Here is a 16,005-nt window from a genome sequence, read left to right on the forward strand (position 1 = left end):
CAACAACACCCAGCCGGGCTGGCGCTGCACGTAGGAGACACAGGACTCGCGCTGGGCATCCAGCGAGTTGAACTCCATCTCCAGGCCCGCCGCCGTGGACTTGCGCGTGTAGACGGCGCAGCGCTTCTCCTCGGTGAGCGGTGCTTTGCTCTTCCTCATGGCCCCTCCGAGTCCTCTGTAGTTGTCGGGTGCACCGGCTCGGCGCTCGATGCACCCTTCTGATTGGCGAGCTGCTCTGCGACGGACACCAGCCGTTCCAGGTTGTCGTTGAGACGCCCCAGTTGGCGGACGAGCTGCGGCATCGTCGTCTCGTAGAAGCGCTGGCCCATGTACGTTTGGAAGAAGGCGGGGCCACTCATGACGTCACCGCCTTCGAGCTGACGTCCTGGAGTGCACGGCCGAAGAAGGTGAAGCCATTCCAGGCCGTGCCCGTAATCAGCTTGGCCACGCTGGAGAGGCTGCGGTGAAGCTGGCCCTCGTATTCAATGCCGTCCTCGCGCACCGTCACCCGGTGCTGCGTGCCTTTGAAGACGCGAGTCAGCACCGTGCCCGGCGGCGGCAGGCGCGCGTCGCGCCCGTCCGCAGCGGGTGCGCATGCGTCCGCAGCGGCGGCGCGCACGTCCGAAGCGGATGGAGGCGGCGGCGCGGAGGGCTTCGTCTCCGCCACCTGCCGCATCCTCCAGCGCTCGGGCAGCTTGTCGCCCAGCTCAGCAATGCGTGTCACGGCGCGCGTGGAGAGGCCCCCTTCGGCCAGCTCCTGAATCCGGAAGGCCAGGCGCTTCTTCAGGTAGTCCCGGTTCCGGCTGCGCGTGGGCTCGCCGTACACCTCCAGGTACTTCTCCGCCAAATCCGGCACTGACATGCTGGTCAGCGCGGCCAGTTGCTGTGGCACGTCCGCCAACTGCTGGCGCGCGGCCCGAACAGTCCCTCTCATCGCCATGGTGGTGTCTCCTTCGCCCGGGGCAGCACGCCCTCGGGCGAGGGCCATGGACGCTCTGTCCCCAAAAGAAGACAAGTCGAGAGTCCGCAGCTCAGCCATGCGCGCTCTCCTCCGCGCCCCACGCGGGCGCCTGTCGTTGCGGCTGCGCATGGCGACGCAGCCACAGCTCCCAGAGGGCATCGGCGAGGACGTCCACCGCGTCGTCCTGGCGCTGCTTCGGAGTGCTGGAGCGCCCCCCGGCTGAAACCTCAACCTCATGTTGATTCGACATCCGCGTATCCATCGTCATGACAAAGGCCCGAGAGCGAAATCGAGGGGACACATGGCACCCGCAGCACTCCCGCCATGACGACGCCACTCGCCAAACGAGAAACACCGCGCATCGCAGCACCTCCCTGCCGGGGCCCGCAGGAGCCGCAGGGGGAAGCAATTCAGGAGGGGAGACGGAGGATTCTCGTCAGTGCCCGTGCCGGCTTCACCCGGTCGGCGGGAATCGCCATGAATGGGAGGCTCACGTCCGTCCTCCGCCAACGCGCGTAGACCTCCCACGCAGTGGTCGTCCATGCATAGCTCGTCCTCCGCAGCCCTCCATTGAAGACGTGGCTCGGGTGCGGGGGCAGTGGAATCGGCTCCCACGGGTTTAGCCGGCCACGAATCAGCAGCGGCAGCCAGCTCGCGAAGGCGAGCAACTCCTCCCCGTAGACAGTCCACTCCAGGCGCAGGCGCGGCTCCCCCAAGGGGTGCGTCACCCTGCTGAGGCCAAACCGACGCAGCATGGCTTCGGGGGGCTCAAAATTGAGTCGGTTCATCGAAATCCGCGTCACCGGCGGCGCCTCGGGGAAATGCCTGTCCGGCCAGGAGTGGCGCGAGAGGTCCACCCGGTTCAGCCACTCCCCTTGCCGCCATACCAACCGCCGGCCCTGGTGAATCACGGGGGTCAGCGGCTCCATCTCCGACGCGAGACGTTGAAGAAACTCCGCCCACAGCTTGCTACGCGACAGCCTTGTCATGACTCCACCTCAAGAATGGGTCTCCACCCAACCGCCTGCTTGACACCACTCACTCAGGACGCCCTTCCTCCGCGAAGCCATAGCCCTGGCCACGCCACCCACGGCTTGCCTCCTCGACGTGTGGGAAGTCCTCCGCGGAGATGAAGGGCACTTTCGCGACGTCAATCACCAGGGCACACCTGCGCAGGGACCTGCCGGCGAAGCAGACGCGCTCGCTGGGGGAAACGACGTACCCTCCCGCGCGGTGGTTTTCGTGAATGAGGCGTCGCAGCGCCTTCGTGTCCACCATCTCTCCCCGGTAGTCGCTGCGCTTGCAGTACATCCGGAAGGCGTCGTAGGCGGACTCCAGGTGGAGGCACAGCCGTCCCTCGACGAAGGCGTAATGCACGCGGTGCTTCAGCTCGCCCTGAATCGCCATGGTGGACAGCTTCTGGACGAAGACGTCGAGGGCGTTTCGCACGCCCTCCTCTTCCTCGAGGACGTCCTTCAGCACGGCGTCCACGGCCTCACGGGCGCCCAAGTCGGCGGGCAACGGGTAGCCGCACTCCTCGGCGAACTGCTCGAAGAGGTGAATGCCCAGCAGCATGGCCGTCACGTTGTCGACGACGCGCGGAGGCACTTGTCGCCCCTTCACGAAGTCGTCCGCGACGCGGCGGGCCAGGCGGTAGTCCTTGTCGAAGTCACGCCCCAGGCAGAATTGAATGTAGCGAGGGGCGAAGAGGGCCAGGCGGACAGACGTCACCTCACGGAAGGCCGCCCGGTATGCCGGCTGCTGCACCGTCGCCTTCTCCGGGCTGACGGGGAGAATGCGCTCCACGAGGGCCGCTTCCGTGGGCCGCGTCTCTCCGCAGACACACAACGGGGCCTGCAGGCGGTAGGTGGACACCGTCAAGTCCGGCCGGCCTCGCTCCTCCGTCTCTCCGCGGTAGAGGCGCCGCATGTAGCGGTGCACCAGGTGGAGGCGCGGCGGCGGCATGTCATGGGGCTTGTACTCGTCCAACACCACCGGCACGGAGCGCGTCGAGGACAGCAGCTTCACGAGGGCGAATTCCGTCTCCGTCACGCTGTAGGCGTCCGAGGCCGGCACCCCAGCCAGCGGCCAGAAGACTTCCGTGCAGGTGCTGGACTTGCCGCTGCCTTGCGTCCCGTAGGAGAAGAGAATGGGGAAGGAGCCCACCTTCTCCAAGAGGCGCGGCTTCAGCGGCGTGGCGAAGAACCACCCCAGCATGGGCAGCACCACCTGCGGCGTGTTGATTCGCGGCAGGTACTCGAAAACCGTGCGCGCCACGTCGTGGAAGCTGTCGTCGTCCGTGGCCTCGTAGCGGACACGCGACTCGAGTGACGCCCCATTGGGCAGGTACGCCACGGGCGACGGGGAGAGAAAGCCCTCCTTCCCAATTGTGCATCCGGGTGCCACCCACACGTGGTGCGCCCCTTGTTTGAAGTCCCCCAGGACGCTGGTGCCCGGCAGCCGCGGCACCGCACGCCGCGCCACCACGCGCAGCAGGCCCTGCACGTTGTTGTCGCTGCCCGTCCACTGCGTGTGGATGGAGGGCAGGTGGTGCAGCAGCTCCTTGCGCGAGTTGAAGGCACGCCTCGGCAGCCGCGCCCCTTCCACGCTGGTGCCCTTGTCCGTGCGGACGTCTCCGAGGAACACCTCCCCCTCCTCGGTTTCGACGACGGCCTTGGGCGTGAAGGTGAAGGACGAAATCGCCTTCGCGTCTCCGCGCTGCGTTACCGTGTAGTAGCAGTACGCGTCCTCGAACACTTCGCCGTCGATGGTGTCGTCGCCGCTGCTGCTCTTTCCTCCGCTCTTGGAGTCCGCGCCCTCCGCGCCCTCTCCCGCCGGGGAAGTGCGCACGGCGCGGGCCATGGACAGCCGCAGCTTCTGCGCGGCCAGGCCCGTGCGCACCTCCAGCAGGCCCAGGTACTTCTCCTGCGCGGACGGCGGACGGTGGGCGATGGCCTCCAGAATGGGCTTGAGGCGGTACTCCACGTCCTGGGCCGGCACCGTGGCCAGGCGCTCCACAGCCGCCTCGATGTCGAAGACGACGTCGTACAGCTCGCAGCGCACGTCCGGCTCGCGGTTCACGCGGCAGTAGCCCATGCCCTGGAGGGAGTGGCAGGGCGGCGCCACGGCCCCATCCTCGCGGGCGGTGGCCATCACCTTCTCGTAGGCCTTGCGGATGTAGCCGACGCCGTCCCGGCCCTTCAGCTTCCCGAGGCCACGACGGTCGTACTCCAAGACGAGCTCGGTGATTTCGTCGAGGCCCAGTCCCTTGTGCGCGAAGAAGCGCACCATGTTGAAGATGGCGACGCTCCGGTCCTCCGCGCCCTCATTCCACAAGCGCTGCACCGGGCCGCACATCTCCACCGGCTGCGCCCAGTCGTATTCCCCCGTCGCCATCCGTCGGGCCTTAACCGTCCCCTGCGGCGCCGAGGTGGAGGCCGCCAGCGGCAGCGCCACCTGGGCCGGGCGCGCCAGGTTCTCCACCGGCGGTTGCATCGGCACGTTCAGCAGACGCTCCAGGAGCTGCGGATCCTCGACTCGCTCGAAGCCGGCGAGCGCCCGAGCTGCTCGGTGAGGCCGCTCCGCCGTCCCCGCCCCCTTCCGGGCGACGGTGCCCACCACCTTGATGATGCGGGCCACGTCGTGGATGGAGTCCACGCGCACGCGCTCGGAGGCGAAGCGGGCACGGAACTCGGCCTCGAAGGCCTTCAGCCCCGCCTGCACGCGCTCGTGACTTTCGCCCTCCAGGGACTGCGGCGGCAGGGCGAACCATAGCTGCGCCCCGTTTCCGCTCATCATCAGCCGCGGCCGGACGAGGCCCTGTCCTTCGCACCAGGCTGCCGCGGCTTCCGCCACCTGGAGCGTCAGTGAGAGCTCGTCCTCGGTGCTGGCCGTGTCCTTGGGGCGCACGGGGTCCAGGTCCACCACCGTGGCCGTCACCACCTCGATGTCCTTGCTGCCTGCCCCCGTCCTCAACGGGCGGAGGACGTTGGGGGCCAGCTCCAGAAAGCGCCCAGGACGCGGCTGGATGCCCACGTACACGTTGCCGCCGGCATTGGCGGCCACGCAGGTGGCGACGAAGGCCTCCTCGTCGTCGAAGAAGCCCAGGCCGACGATGCCACCGCCGCCCGGGCGGATGACACGGACTTCGCTGACGCCGTGTGGTGCGTGCGCGAGCCACTGCCACGTGGCGCGGATGGCGTCGGGGTTGGGAGTGCTTGGAGTGGTGTCAGAAGGTGTCGTCATCGAAGGTGCTCACTCCCTGCATCGGTTCAACGTGCGTTGGCCGCTGCGGCCACTCCCAGCACCGTGGCGTACTGCTGGCGGCGCTCCGTGTGGTGGCGCCGGAGCAACGGCACCTTCCCGTCGACGAAGTCGATGAGGACGGCGCTCTTCTTCTCCGGATGGGGGCGCATGAGGCGTCCGAGGCGCTGGACGGTGCGCCCGCGCGCGCGGCCGGGGTACGCCAGGAAGACGCGCGAGAGGCGCGGCAAGTCGAGCCCCTCATCCGCCAGGCTGGTGGCCACCAGCACACGGACGCGCCCGGCGCGGGCCTGGTCCAGGAGGGCCTTGCGCGCTTCGCGCGGCACCTCGCTCGTCAACGCGGCAGCCGACAGGCCGGCGGCCGAGAGCCGATGCGCCAGCAGCTCGCAGTGGTCCACCCGGCCCGTGAGGACGAGGCACAGGTGACCTGCCCATGCTTCGCGGGCCACGGCACCGAGGACGAGGTCATTGCGCGCCTTGTCCTCCGCCAGTGCCTCCAGCATGGGCGCGTAGTCCGAGGCGCCGAAGTACGGGAAGTCGAAGGCCGTCTCCACGGCGCGCACCTCGGGCACCACCAGCACGCCGCGCGCGACGAGGTCCTCGTGCTTCACGACAGCAAGGGGCGCGCCCAGGTACAGGCGCAAGAGCGGCGTCAGCCCGTCCTCCCGCTCGGGCGTCGCCGTCAGGCCCAGCCGGTAGCGTGCTGGGCAACGGTCCACGATTCTGTGGAAGGCGCTGGCAGCGATGTGGTGGGCCTCGTCGAGGACGAGCAGGCCGAAGCCATGGAGGAAGGCGTCGAGCTTCGCCTCCTCCCACCGGGCCAGGGACTGGACGACGGCCACGGTGACGGGCCGCACCTCTTCCTCGCCCGCGCCCACGAGGCCCGCCTCCAGGCCCAGGCGCTCGCGCACGTGCTCACGCCACTGCTCGGCCAGGTCCAAGGTGTGGACGAGGATGAGCGTCGGCGTGCGCAGGCGGGCAATCGCCCCGACGGCGAGTACCGACTTCCCTGCCCCGCATGGGAGCACCGCTGTCCCCTGGGTGGCCTTCGCCAGGCGCTCCACGGCCGCCGCCTGGTAGTCGCGCAGGGGCACCGCCGGCAGTTTTGCCAGGCGCTTGGGCGGCAGCACCCGCGCGTCCTCGAAGGACAGCGTCAGGCCCGCCTCGTCCGCTGCCCGGCGCAGCAGGTGAATGGCCCCGCGCGGCAGCACCAGCTCCCGCTCCTGCTGGCGGAAGAAGTACAGCGTCTGAGGCTCCGCCCCCGGGCGCTTGCGCAGCCGCACCAGCTTCAAGAAGGCAGGGTTGGGGAGGGAGAGCGCCCGGCAGAGGCCCTCGAGCATCTTGGGCGGCACGTCGCCCGCCGCGAGCCGCAGCCCAGCATCCACCCGCACGCGAAGCGTCCGCATGCCAGTGGCCGTGCTCGCGTCGCGCGCAGGCGCGGACGGCGCGTCCCCCACGCTGGAGTCCTGGGTGCGAGAGACAACACGTCCCCCGTCCCCGTGCATTTCGGAGAAGTCTTCCACCATTCTTGTTGTCCTCAGTGAGGCGCGTCGGGGGCACGCAACGGGCCCCCTTCGCGCATGGCTACGGCAACCAGCTACGGCGCGGCGTACTCACGGCCCGAAGGGGTCCACGTCCGCGACGCTCTCTGCGGAGTATTCGGCCACCAGGGAGTCGACGTAGGCGCGCGCCAGCTCCCCCTTCGACGCCGGGATGTCCCGGATGCGCTGCACAGCGAACTTCTGGAGGAAGCGGTCCACCGCCTCTCGCGGCAATCCCTTCAACGCAGTGGCCATCGCCTGGGCCAGCTTCACGTCGACAGGCTCGCTCGCCTTCGCACTGGGAGCGCCCGCAGGCGACGCGCCACTCGCCGCCCCAGCCGCCTCCGCCGCGTACAGCTTCGGCAGGTCATGCTGCTGCAACGACTGGAAGGCAGCCATCTCCTCTGGAGTAAGCTGCCGGTCCGGGAGGATGGAGTACGTCGTCTTCGTGTCCTTGGCCGCCCCTCGACGCTTCACCTCGAAGGCCCACCGCTCGAGCCCGTACTTCGCGCGCAACTCCATCAGCGTGTTGAAGAAGGTGACGGCCTGCTCCATCACCTTCACCTCGCGCGTCCCGTAGACGGCGACGTTGAGGGCCACGCGCAGCGAGGGCTTTTGCCCCTGGGCCTTCAGCGCCTCGTCGAAGGGGACGAACTTGTTGTCGAGGAAAACCACCTCGCGCGGGTACGGCTCCCCGAGGAAGACGACGACGGCGGTGTCTCCGTCATTCGCCAGCTTCAGCCAGGCGCCGCCCTGCTGCTCATGCTGCTTGGCCATCGCGGCCGTCTGCTCCCACATGTTGCTGGCCATGGTGCTTCACTCCTCCTTCTGGCAGTGCGTGGTGGAGGCGTGGCGCTCGCGCCGGTACACCGAGAACAACTCGGTGCCGTCCGCGGTGCAGCCCGCCGGTTCGACGTTGAAGTCCGCCGTGCTGTCGACGACGTGCTCGAGTTCCCAGCGGCGGAAGAGGCCCGGCATGCGGATGTAGTCGTTGGCCCCGGCCCCTTCGCATTCGCAGCAGAGGCACGCGGCGCGCCCCTCCGCTTCCGGCCCTGCATCGCCCCGGCTCACCACCCGCAGGCGGTGCCCGTCGATGCGAGCGAAGAAGCGCACGAATGTTTCATCGCGCTCGAAGTTGTTTCGCGTGGCTGTTCTCATTCAGTCCTTCCCGGTTGAAGGCAATACAGGGGCGTTGCTGTCCGCTGGGGCGAACAGGGTGTGTTGAAGCAGGATTGGATTGGGGGGCGGGTGGCCCCGTTACTCCCCCAAAGTCAGGCGGCGCGCGTAGGGGACATGCGATTCGTGACTCCCCTCAGCCGCTCCCTCCCGGCGCCCTCTCGGTTGTTTCAGAATCCACAAACTCTAAAAAGCACCCCCACCCGCCGTTTCGGGACAAGAAATCTTTTTCGGGGATTTTTTTCTTCATTTTCCGCAGGCGAACCAGGGCCCGCCGGACGCGCTTGCGCGCCGTTTCAGGAGACACCCCCAGGCTTGCTGCCACCTCGACAGCGTCCTCTTCGCGAACGATGAGGGACACCACCAGGTCCGTGTCCTCCCCCGTCAGCGGGATGAGCCACGCGCGCAGCTCCTCCACCTCCGCGTTGAAGGAGCGGGCTCGCGAGATGAAGGGAGTGAGCCACTGCACCGAGGGCGCCCCGGCCTCCACGTCCGTCAGCGACTCAAGGCGTGCGCGGCGACGCTGCTCCGCCAGCTCCTTTCGCCAGGTCTTGAGGACGTCGCGCTCCGTCCCGCGCACGAGTGTCCCCGCCACGCGCTGGACGCCTGACAAATTGACGCGTGCCACGAGGGCCATGAAGGACGCGGCCACCGAAGACACCACCTCCGCGGGCGGGTACTCCGTTCGCCTGAGACACCGGCGATACACGCTGTCCAACCCGGGCCACAGGCCCAGCCAGAGCACCGCCACGAAGAAGCTGGCTGCGGTCCCCATCTGCACCAACGTGACGAGGCCCGCGAGTAAGCCATCCTTGACGTGAGAGTCGCCTTCTCGCGCCGTGAGAAATGAAACAAGGGCCTCCGGCTCCTCGAAGCCGGAGAGCGCCTCCCAGTTGCTCCGCACCATGCGGTAGGCGCGCCGCGCCTCGGCCGTTTGCAGGGCCACCCCAAGCTCTCGATGGAGAGCATCCCAACCACGACTCACAGGTACATGCCGCCCCGGCCCTGCGCTCGGCGCGCGGGAAGTGCCGGGTGAGAGGGGAAACAAGGCCGAGCCCCGTTGAGGGAAGGGCGCCAGCGCCTTCGAAGTGTCCCTGTCTTCGGTGGGAGCCTCGTGGCTGCGACGCGTCAGTCAAAGGAAGAGCAGGGCGCTAAATGCGCCCGCGCCCCCAGAGGCCTCTCTACGGTAACGGGCGAGCCCCCTTCCTACTCGGGGCACGGCAACGGGAGAGTGGCGTGCCCAGGGACGCCAGGACGAGGCTCCCTCGGCGCAGGCCTCGTGCCATCCGAATGGCGCACGAGTGCCTCGGCGCCAGGACCGGGGCAATCACAACAAACCCGCACATCATGCTGAAACCGCAATCCACGCAGCCTCCCGTTACAGGCCAAGGACGGCACCGCGCTGAGACATGCCCGCAAGCAATACGGGCGACACCGTCCAACCTGGGCGTGACGACGGCGTGACGGCGTGACGAAAAACGCGAATCCAGGCCTCCCATATCACCAGCCCCCCTCCGCGTTTCATGGCGATACTTGTTATTCATGTATCAACCCCCTCCCAAGCTCCCAATACCCAGACAGTCAGGCATTCAGCGGCGCTCTTGCCGTGCTTTAATTTTTCAACAAGAACATCCAAGTCGATTGCCGTGATGTCGGAGACACGGCCGCGCGCGGCTTGCGACTTTCATGCCCGCACGTCTCCACTCGGGCACAGTCCACGCAGGTGGAATCGGACCGTCCACGCAGTCGGACGCGCGCCAAGTGAAACACGTTCTCTCTCTGTATCATCGCCGTCGCTTCACGGGAGCGTCTGGCAGCCGTCGGGGTCTGCGCCCCTCACAGTGGGAAGCGACAGCCCTGACAGGGCGCAGGTGGCGAGGAAGGTCTCCGCCCCAACCTGGGCAGCTCCCAGCCCGCTTCGACGCGCGTGGAGGCCGTTTCCGGCCGTCCTGCGGCCATTCACAGGCATTGGCCCTACCGCGTCCAGCCATGCCTGCATGCCTCTTCACAGCCAGCCACAGCACTTTCACTCAAAGTTTAGAGGGTGGCAGAGGTGGCAGGTGGGTGGCAGTACCATCTGCCACCTTTTTCTTCTTTCAATTCAATAACTTATCTCTTGGTGGCAGTGGTGGCAGTCTTTTTTCAGGTACCCCTACGTGACGCGCGCGCATATTTGAATGGCACTATTCAATAGGGGGTTCGAAGTCTCACTCTCCCTAGGGTGCATTACCCAAAAAAACACTGCCACCATTGCCACCACTGCCACTCCGTTGTTTTCACTGGGGAATTTCGTGGCAGTCTTTCAAAAAGTGCCTGCCACCGGCTGCCACCTTTCTGCCACCCGGAGAAGGCATGTCCCCGAAATCGCGCCGGAGGCCTTTGCTCTGCCTTATGGCCGCGTGGCATTCGCCCCCGGAAAATCAAAAAAGAAATCGGGCAAAAATAAATCCTGTCCCGAAACGGAGGGATGGGTGCTTTTAGGGTGTATCGGCAAACACGCGCCGCCGACATCCGCGCATGGCCCTTACGCACTACCTCCAGCCCACCGCCGCACAGCATCGTCCGCCAGGCGTGACGTGCGAAGCGTATGTCCGAGGCGAGGGCAAGCACTGCCTGCACTACCGGACTGGCGGTGGCTGCACCCTGCCCGGCGTGGGCACCTGCACCGAGTGGCTGAAGGTGAATCGGCAGCCCCGTGCTCCTCGTGAAGAGGTCGCGCCCCCTTCCCCCGCGCTTCCGGCGAAGTCCGCCCCGGCTGCGGTGGACTTGTTCGGACATCCGCTGACCGAGGCTGGCTCGAAGAAGCCCGCCCTGGCCCCCGCCTCCAAGCCCGCGCCACCAGTTCCGTCTCCCGGTGTGAAGGAGCTGGATGCGGAGGTCCTGCGCGGCCTCACCGACGAGGACATCGCCAGCTTCAAGTCCCTCAACGCCGAGGTGTGCTTCCGCTCCGAAACCTACGGAGAGGTGTGGCTCGTTCCGGCCTACACCGGCCAGGCCCGGAAGGAGCTCACCCCGGAGCATGCCGCCACCCTGGTGCGCGTCCTGTCTGCCTTCCCGGGCTCACGCGTCATGTCCTTCCAAAAGCGGCCGGCATCCGCGGAGGTGTCGCCATGAGCGTGGCCCACGCCTGTGAAACAGACACACGGGCCCGCCCGGCATCCCCGCTTCGACTTGATGTGTCTCTCGAAAAGAGCGTGATGACTGACTCGCGACACGCCACTGCACCGGCCCGGAGGCCCACGTCATGAGCGCACTGCGAAACGAGCATTTGTCATACAGCCGGCTGAGCCGCTTCGAGTCCTGCCCGCTGTCCTACCAGCTCCACTACCTCGACAAGCACACCGCCGAGCCCGGCATCCCCCTGAGCTTCGGGAAGGCGCTGCACGCCGTCCTCGAGCGACTCCTCCAGGAAGTCATCGACACCGAATACGCTGGCGCCCTCTCCGAGGAGCGTGCCCTCCAGCTCTACCGTGAAGCGTGGGCCACCTCGGGCCTCTCCGGCCTGGACCTCTTCCAGCAGGGCCTCGGCATCCTCCAGGACTTCGTGCGCCAACAGGGGCGCGTGGACTCCCGCGACATCCTCGCCGTGGAGAAGGAGTTCCGCTTGCCGGTGGGGCCCTTCACCGTCCTGGGCTTCATCGACCGCGTCGACTGGGTGGACGAGGAGACCATCGCCGTCATCGACTACAAGTCCAACCACCAGCTCTTCACCCGCGAGGAGCTGGACTCCAGCCTCCAGCTCAGCCTCTACGCCCTCGCCGCGCGCCGCATGTGGCCCTGGGCGAAGAAGGTGCGCCTGTCCATGTGGATGCTGCGCCACGGCGTGCGGCAGGAGACGACGCGCACCGAGGAGCAGTTGGACGCCGCCCTCGCCTACGTCGAGACGCTGGGCCAGCAGATGGAGAAGGCGGAGTCCTTCCCCGCCCGCCTCAACCCCAACTGCGTGTACTGCGACCACCGGCGCAACTGCCCCGCCTACGCCCAGGCGCTGGAGGGACAGCGTGACGTCGTCTGCGAGGACACGGCCGACTTGGAGTCCGTCGCCCGCGAGCGCCAGGAAGTCGCCCACCTCGCGAAGATTCTCGGCGCGCGCAAAGCGGAGCTGGAGGGCGTCCTCCGGGCCCACCTCGCCGAGCAGGTCGAACTCGTCCTCGCCGGCACGCGCTACCGCATGTTCAACACCACCAGCCTCGACTACCCGCTGGAGCCCACCGTCGCGGTGCTGGCCCGGGCCACCGGCCTCCCCCGTGAAGAGCTGGTGGAGCGCCTCGCCAGCGTCGAGAAGAAGGCCCTCGATGCGCTGCTGAAGGACGCGGGCAAGCGCCTGGGCACCGCGCGCGTCGCGCTGCTGAAGGCCGAGCTGGATTCCCTCGCCGCCAAACACCACTCGCCCCGCTTCTGGGCCAAGGAGGTCGCATAGATGCTGCTCGCTCATCCTGCTTCCGACACCACCCCTGTCTCGCCCCTCCCGCCGGTGCTCTTCCCCAGCCTTCCGCCGCACCTGCGCACGCTCGCCTTCATTGACTTGGAGACGACGGGTTTGGACGCCTCCCGGCACGAGGTGCTGGAGGTGGCGGTGCTGCGCGTCGACGCCCGCAGCCTCAAGGTGCTGGCGGAGTACGAGGCCCGGGTGCAGCCCATGCGGCTCGCCGACGCCCAGCCCGAAGCCCTGGCCGTGTGCGGCTACTCCGACGAGGAGTGGCGGGACGCGTTGCCCCTGCGCGAAGTCTTGGCCACCGTGACGCCGCTCTTGGCGGGCACCCTCGTGGCTGGCCACAACACCAGCTTCGACTGGGGCTTCCTCACCGAGGGCTACCGCCGCACCGAGCTGACGCTGCCCTCCGTCGACTACCACCGCCTCGACACCGCCAGCCTCGCATGGCCGCTGCTCGCCACGGGCGAGGTGGAGTCCCTCTCCCTCAACGCCCTGGCCAAGCGCTTCGGCCTCCACCGGCCCTCCCCCCACCGCGCCATGGCGGACGCTCGCTGCGCGCTGGAGGTGGCCCGCTGCCTCGCGGTGCGCATGGCGCGTGGCGGGCATATGGAGCGACTGCTGGAGGAGTCGGGAGGCGTCTCGTGAGTACGCCCTCACTTCCACTGCACGACGAGGAGTGGCGCCCTGTCCCGGGCTTCGACGACTGGTACGAGGTGTCGAACTTGGGCCGTGTTCGCAGTTGGAGGACTCGCGCAAAGCTTTGCTGCCGCGCTGACTCCCCACGCGTTGTGCCCGGGCGCGACCGCAAGGGCTACCGAGCCGTGAAGCTGACCCATCCTGTCCTCGGAAAGGTGGCGGTTGGAGTGCATCACCTTGTGCTTGCCGCATTCGTGGGTCCTCGGCCGCACGGCCTCATCTGTGACCACATCAACGCGAACCGCAGCGACAACCGCAGCGACAATCTCCGATGGGTGAGTGCCCCAGAGAACATCCGGCACGCTGCTGCTCTCGGAAGGATGGATGGGCGTCCAGGTGCACGCTCCCACTCGCCGCTCACGGAGGAGGACGTCCGAAAAATCCGGAGGCTCCGCTTCACGGGGGAGCGGCTGAAGAGCCTTGCCGTGCGGTTTGGAGTCAGCCTTACCACCGTGTCCAACATCGGGCGCGGCCGAACCTGGAAGGAGATACAACCGTGAGCGGCGCCTCCTCTCGTCGCAAGGGCGCAGATTGGGAACGCGCCCTCGTCCACCGCTTCCGTGAGGCCATGCCCGAGGCCCTCATCCGCCGTGGCCTCCAGTACCGCACCGGGCAGGAGATGTCCGACGTCGAGGTGCCGTGCTTCTGGGTCGAAGCAAAGGCCCACCAGCGCACCAACGTCCGCGAGGCCATGCGACAGGCGGTGGAGACGTGCCCGCCGGGCCGCTGGCCGCTGGCCGTGTGCAAGGACGACGGGCAGCCGCCCCTCGTCACGATGCAGTTGGACGACTTCCTCGAGTTGGTGCGCGAGTGGTGGGAGGCCCGTCCTCGGTGAGTGACTTCTTCGGCCACCTCCTCGGCCTGCTGCGTGTTGAGGCGCTCTCGCCTCGGCACCAGGCCGTCTTCGCGGCTGCGCGCACGCGGCGGCACGCCTTCGCGCGCCACGCCACGCTCGAATCGGTGCTGGCCGCGTTGGCTGACGCGCGCGAGGAGACGTACCCGGAGCGGGAAGCCCTCACCCGGGCCCTGGTGGCCGAAATGCAGGCCTCCTCCAGCCCCGCGTGGACGGCGGCCCTCGCCGCAGCCTACGCCCCCATGTTGCGCCGCCTGCGCCGCCGCCTCCTCGGCAACGCGGTGTCTCGGGAGGACCTCGACCAGCTCGTCATCGCCACCTTCCTGTCCGTCGCGCGCGCCTTCCCCCTCTCGCGCTGGGGTGACTGGACGGCGGCACGCCTGCGCCAGCAGACGGCGCGCGAGGTGTTCCGGCACCTGCGCAAGGAGCGCGCGGAGCAGCACGAGACGTACACGCAGGCGCAGCTCGCCGAGTGGCTGCCCGACACGCGTCACGCCACGCCGGTGGAGAGCCCCAGGCGGCCCAGCGTCCGGCGCAGCTTCGTGAAGCGCGATGCCGTGCTGGTACACCTCGCCCGCGCCACCCTGCCTCGCAGCGACGTCGAGGTCCTCATGGCCACCGTCGTCCGCCGCGAGAAGCTGCGTGCCTACGCCAGCCGCCTCGTCGAGGGCGACACCACCGAGGTCGAGCGGATGTACCAGCGCCTGAAGCGCCAGCGCACGCGGCTGATGCAGCGCTTGCGCACCCAGGCCGCGGACACCGCAGCGCAGCCCTCCAGTGGCTGCTGAGGGAAGGCATGGCCCAGAAGAAGCCCCTCAAGAAGCTGGGGCGCCCCACCAAGGCCGAAGGCCCCCGGCTGCCTCATGACGAGGTGGACCGGCTCCTCGTGGAAGGCGAGGAGGTGCCCACCACGCGAGGCCGTGTGAAGCGGCGCTTCCCCTCCTTGCGCGAGCTGGCCGAGCGCTTCGGCGTCGCCCATAGCGCCATCGCCAAGTACGCCCAGCAGCACGACTGCCTCGGGCGCCGCAAACGCCTCCTCGCCGGCCAGCCGCCGGACGAGACGCCAGCGCCGGACGACGCGCCCGCGCCAGCCGAAACGCCTCCTCCTCCGAAGCGCAAGACGGGCCGCCCCCGCAAGTCCGAGGAGCCCGCGCTCCCGCGCCAGGAGCTGGACCGCGCCCTCGTCTTCGGCGACGTGAAGTCGCTCCCCGACGGCTCCACCATGACGTCCTACGCCTCGTACCGCGAGCTGGCGGAGCGCTTCGGCGTCGCAACCTCCCTCGTCGCCAACTACGCGAAGGAGCACAACTGCCTGCGCCGCCGCGAGGAAGCCAAGACGCGCATCGCCACCAAGGCGGACCAGAAGCTGATTGAGCTGCGCGCCAACGCCATCGCCGTCTCGAAGGACGACGCGCTGAAGATGATTGACGGCTACCTCCTCGGCTTCGAGGAGGCCTTGTCCGAGGGCCGCGTGCGCGTCGACAACCCCACCGACTTCAACACCATGGTGCGCCTGAAGGAATTCGTCCAAGGCGGTGCCGACTCCCGCCAGGAGCTGCACGCCAGCTTCTCACTGGAGGGCCTCCAGGCCCGGCACGCCCAAGCCCTGCGCGCCGCGCGGGAGACGACGCCCGCCGAGCGCGGTGAGGTGGACGCGGAGGTGACGACGAGCGACGCCGAGGACCTCGACACCGCCGCCCCGGAGAGCGCCAAGGACGACGCCCTCGTAGCACCTCCGAAGGACGTCGCGCCCCCCGCCGACCCTGATTGAAAGTGCCCATCGGTAAGTGAACGCGGGCACTTTCGCGCTCAGTTTCGCCGTTCACTTTCGCCGCGCCAGGCCGCGCCAGGCCAGACCTGGTGACAGTCCCCCGTGGAGCTCCTACCTGGCGCGCGGATGCACACGCCTGGCGCCACAGCCCCCGTAGTTTCGCGAGGTTAGGGCGGACAGCCACCAGGTGCTCGAGCGCCGCGGTATCGCTCCGGGCCATAACTCGGGCCCGGAAGCACACTCCGTCCAGCGGGCCGGACGCCAGCGCGCCGTTCACTTCCCCGGCCCGCTGGACGGAGGGTGCCTGTC

At 68.2% G+C, this 16,005-nt stretch carries 16 protein-coding genes; 7 read left to right on the forward strand and 9 right to left on the reverse strand.

Annotated elements, in window-relative coordinates:
• Positions 1-155 precede the first annotated feature (155 nt).
• The 9 genes from HNV26_RS33655 to HNV26_RS33695 form a co-directional block, all read right to left on the reverse strand.
• On the reverse strand, positions 156-359 hold the full coding sequence (locus HNV26_RS33655; RefSeq protein ID WP_171444197.1) for a hypothetical protein: 204 nt from the start codon (positions 357-359) through the stop codon (positions 156-158).
• Entirely contained in the window at positions 356-940 is a 585-nt protein-coding gene (locus HNV26_RS33660) for a DUF2924 domain-containing protein (protein ID WP_171444198.1), read from the reverse strand. Before HNV26_RS33660 ends, HNV26_RS33655 begins: the two co-directional genes overlap by 4 nt.
• Before the next feature lie 91 nt (positions 941-1,031).
• Complete coding sequence (locus HNV26_RS38010) at positions 1,032-1,211, reverse strand: hypothetical protein (protein ID WP_216612973.1); 180 nt, start codon at positions 1,209-1,211, stop codon at positions 1,032-1,034.
• Positions 1,212-1,371: 160 nt separating this feature from the next.
• Positions 1,372-1,950 carry a hypothetical protein gene (locus tag HNV26_RS33670; RefSeq protein ID WP_171444200.1) on the reverse strand — a complete coding sequence of 193 codons (579 nt, stop codon included), beginning with the start codon at positions 1,948-1,950 and terminating at the stop codon, positions 1,372-1,374.
• A 49-nt stretch (positions 1,951-1,999) separates the two neighbouring features.
• Positions 2,000-5,206, reverse strand: a complete 3,207-nt coding sequence (locus HNV26_RS33675; protein WP_171444201.1) for a hypothetical protein — start codon at positions 5,204-5,206, stop codon at positions 2,000-2,002.
• Between the two features lie 26 nt (positions 5,207-5,232).
• Positions 5,233-6,750: a DEAD/DEAH box helicase gene (locus HNV26_RS33680; protein WP_171444202.1), complete on the reverse strand. Its 1,518-nt coding sequence runs from the start codon at positions 6,748-6,750 to the stop codon at positions 5,233-5,235.
• An 87-nt stretch (positions 6,751-6,837) separates the two neighbouring features.
• Positions 6,838-7,575: a hypothetical protein gene (locus HNV26_RS33685; protein WP_171444203.1), complete on the reverse strand. Its 738-nt coding sequence runs from the start codon at positions 7,573-7,575 to the stop codon at positions 6,838-6,840.
• Positions 7,576-7,581: 6 nt separating this feature from the next.
• Positions 7,582-7,923, reverse strand: coding sequence for a hypothetical protein (locus tag HNV26_RS33690; RefSeq protein ID WP_171444204.1), 342 nt, complete (start codon positions 7,921-7,923; stop codon positions 7,582-7,584).
• A gap of 154 nt (positions 7,924-8,077) precedes the next feature.
• Positions 8,078-8,887, reverse strand: coding sequence for a sigma-70 family RNA polymerase sigma factor (locus tag HNV26_RS33695; protein ID WP_171444205.1), 810 nt, complete (start codon positions 8,885-8,887; stop codon positions 8,078-8,080).
• A 1,571-nt stretch (positions 8,888-10,458) separates the two neighbouring features.
• On the opposite strand from HNV26_RS33695, the gene HNV26_RS33700 reads away from it, so the two are divergent.
• From HNV26_RS33700 to HNV26_RS33730, 7 genes are all read left to right on the forward strand, one after another.
• Positions 10,459-11,055 carry a hypothetical protein gene (locus HNV26_RS33700; RefSeq protein ID WP_171444206.1) on the forward strand — a complete coding sequence of 199 codons (597 nt, stop codon included), beginning with the start codon at positions 10,459-10,461 and terminating at the stop codon, positions 11,053-11,055.
• Positions 11,056-11,185: 130 nt separating this feature from the next.
• Positions 11,186-12,361, forward strand: coding sequence for a RecB family exonuclease (locus HNV26_RS33705; protein ID WP_171444207.1), 1,176 nt, complete (start codon positions 11,186-11,188; stop codon positions 12,359-12,361).
• A complete protein-coding gene (locus HNV26_RS33710; RefSeq protein WP_171444208.1) occupies positions 12,362-13,021 on the forward strand; it encodes a 3'-5' exonuclease in 660 nt (219 codons plus the stop codon).
• Entirely contained in the window at positions 13,018-13,572 is a 555-nt protein-coding gene (locus HNV26_RS33715) for an HNH endonuclease (protein ID WP_171444209.1), read from the forward strand. Before HNV26_RS33710 ends, HNV26_RS33715 begins: the two co-directional genes overlap by 4 nt.
• Positions 13,569-13,907, forward strand: a complete 339-nt coding sequence (locus HNV26_RS33720; protein WP_171444210.1) for a hypothetical protein — start codon at positions 13,569-13,571, stop codon at positions 13,905-13,907. Before HNV26_RS33715 ends, HNV26_RS33720 begins: the two co-directional genes overlap by 4 nt.
• The gene (locus HNV26_RS33725) at positions 13,883-14,713 is read left to right on the forward strand and encodes a hypothetical protein (protein WP_171444211.1); all 831 of its coding nucleotides are present in this window, start codon (positions 13,883-13,885) and stop codon (positions 14,711-14,713) included. The genes HNV26_RS33720 and HNV26_RS33725 overlap by 25 nt, the downstream gene beginning before the upstream one ends.
• Before the next feature lie 8 nt (positions 14,714-14,721).
• Entirely contained in the window at positions 14,722-15,696 is a 975-nt protein-coding gene (locus tag HNV26_RS33730) for an AT hook motif domain protein (protein ID WP_171444212.1), read from the forward strand.
• The last annotated feature ends 309 nt before the right edge of the window (positions 15,697-16,005 follow it).

The sequence above is a fragment of the Myxococcus xanthus genome, from assembly GCF_013116825.1.
GTDB classification, from domain to species: Bacteria; Myxococcota; Myxococcia; order Myxococcales; family Myxococcaceae; genus Myxococcus; species Myxococcus xanthus_B.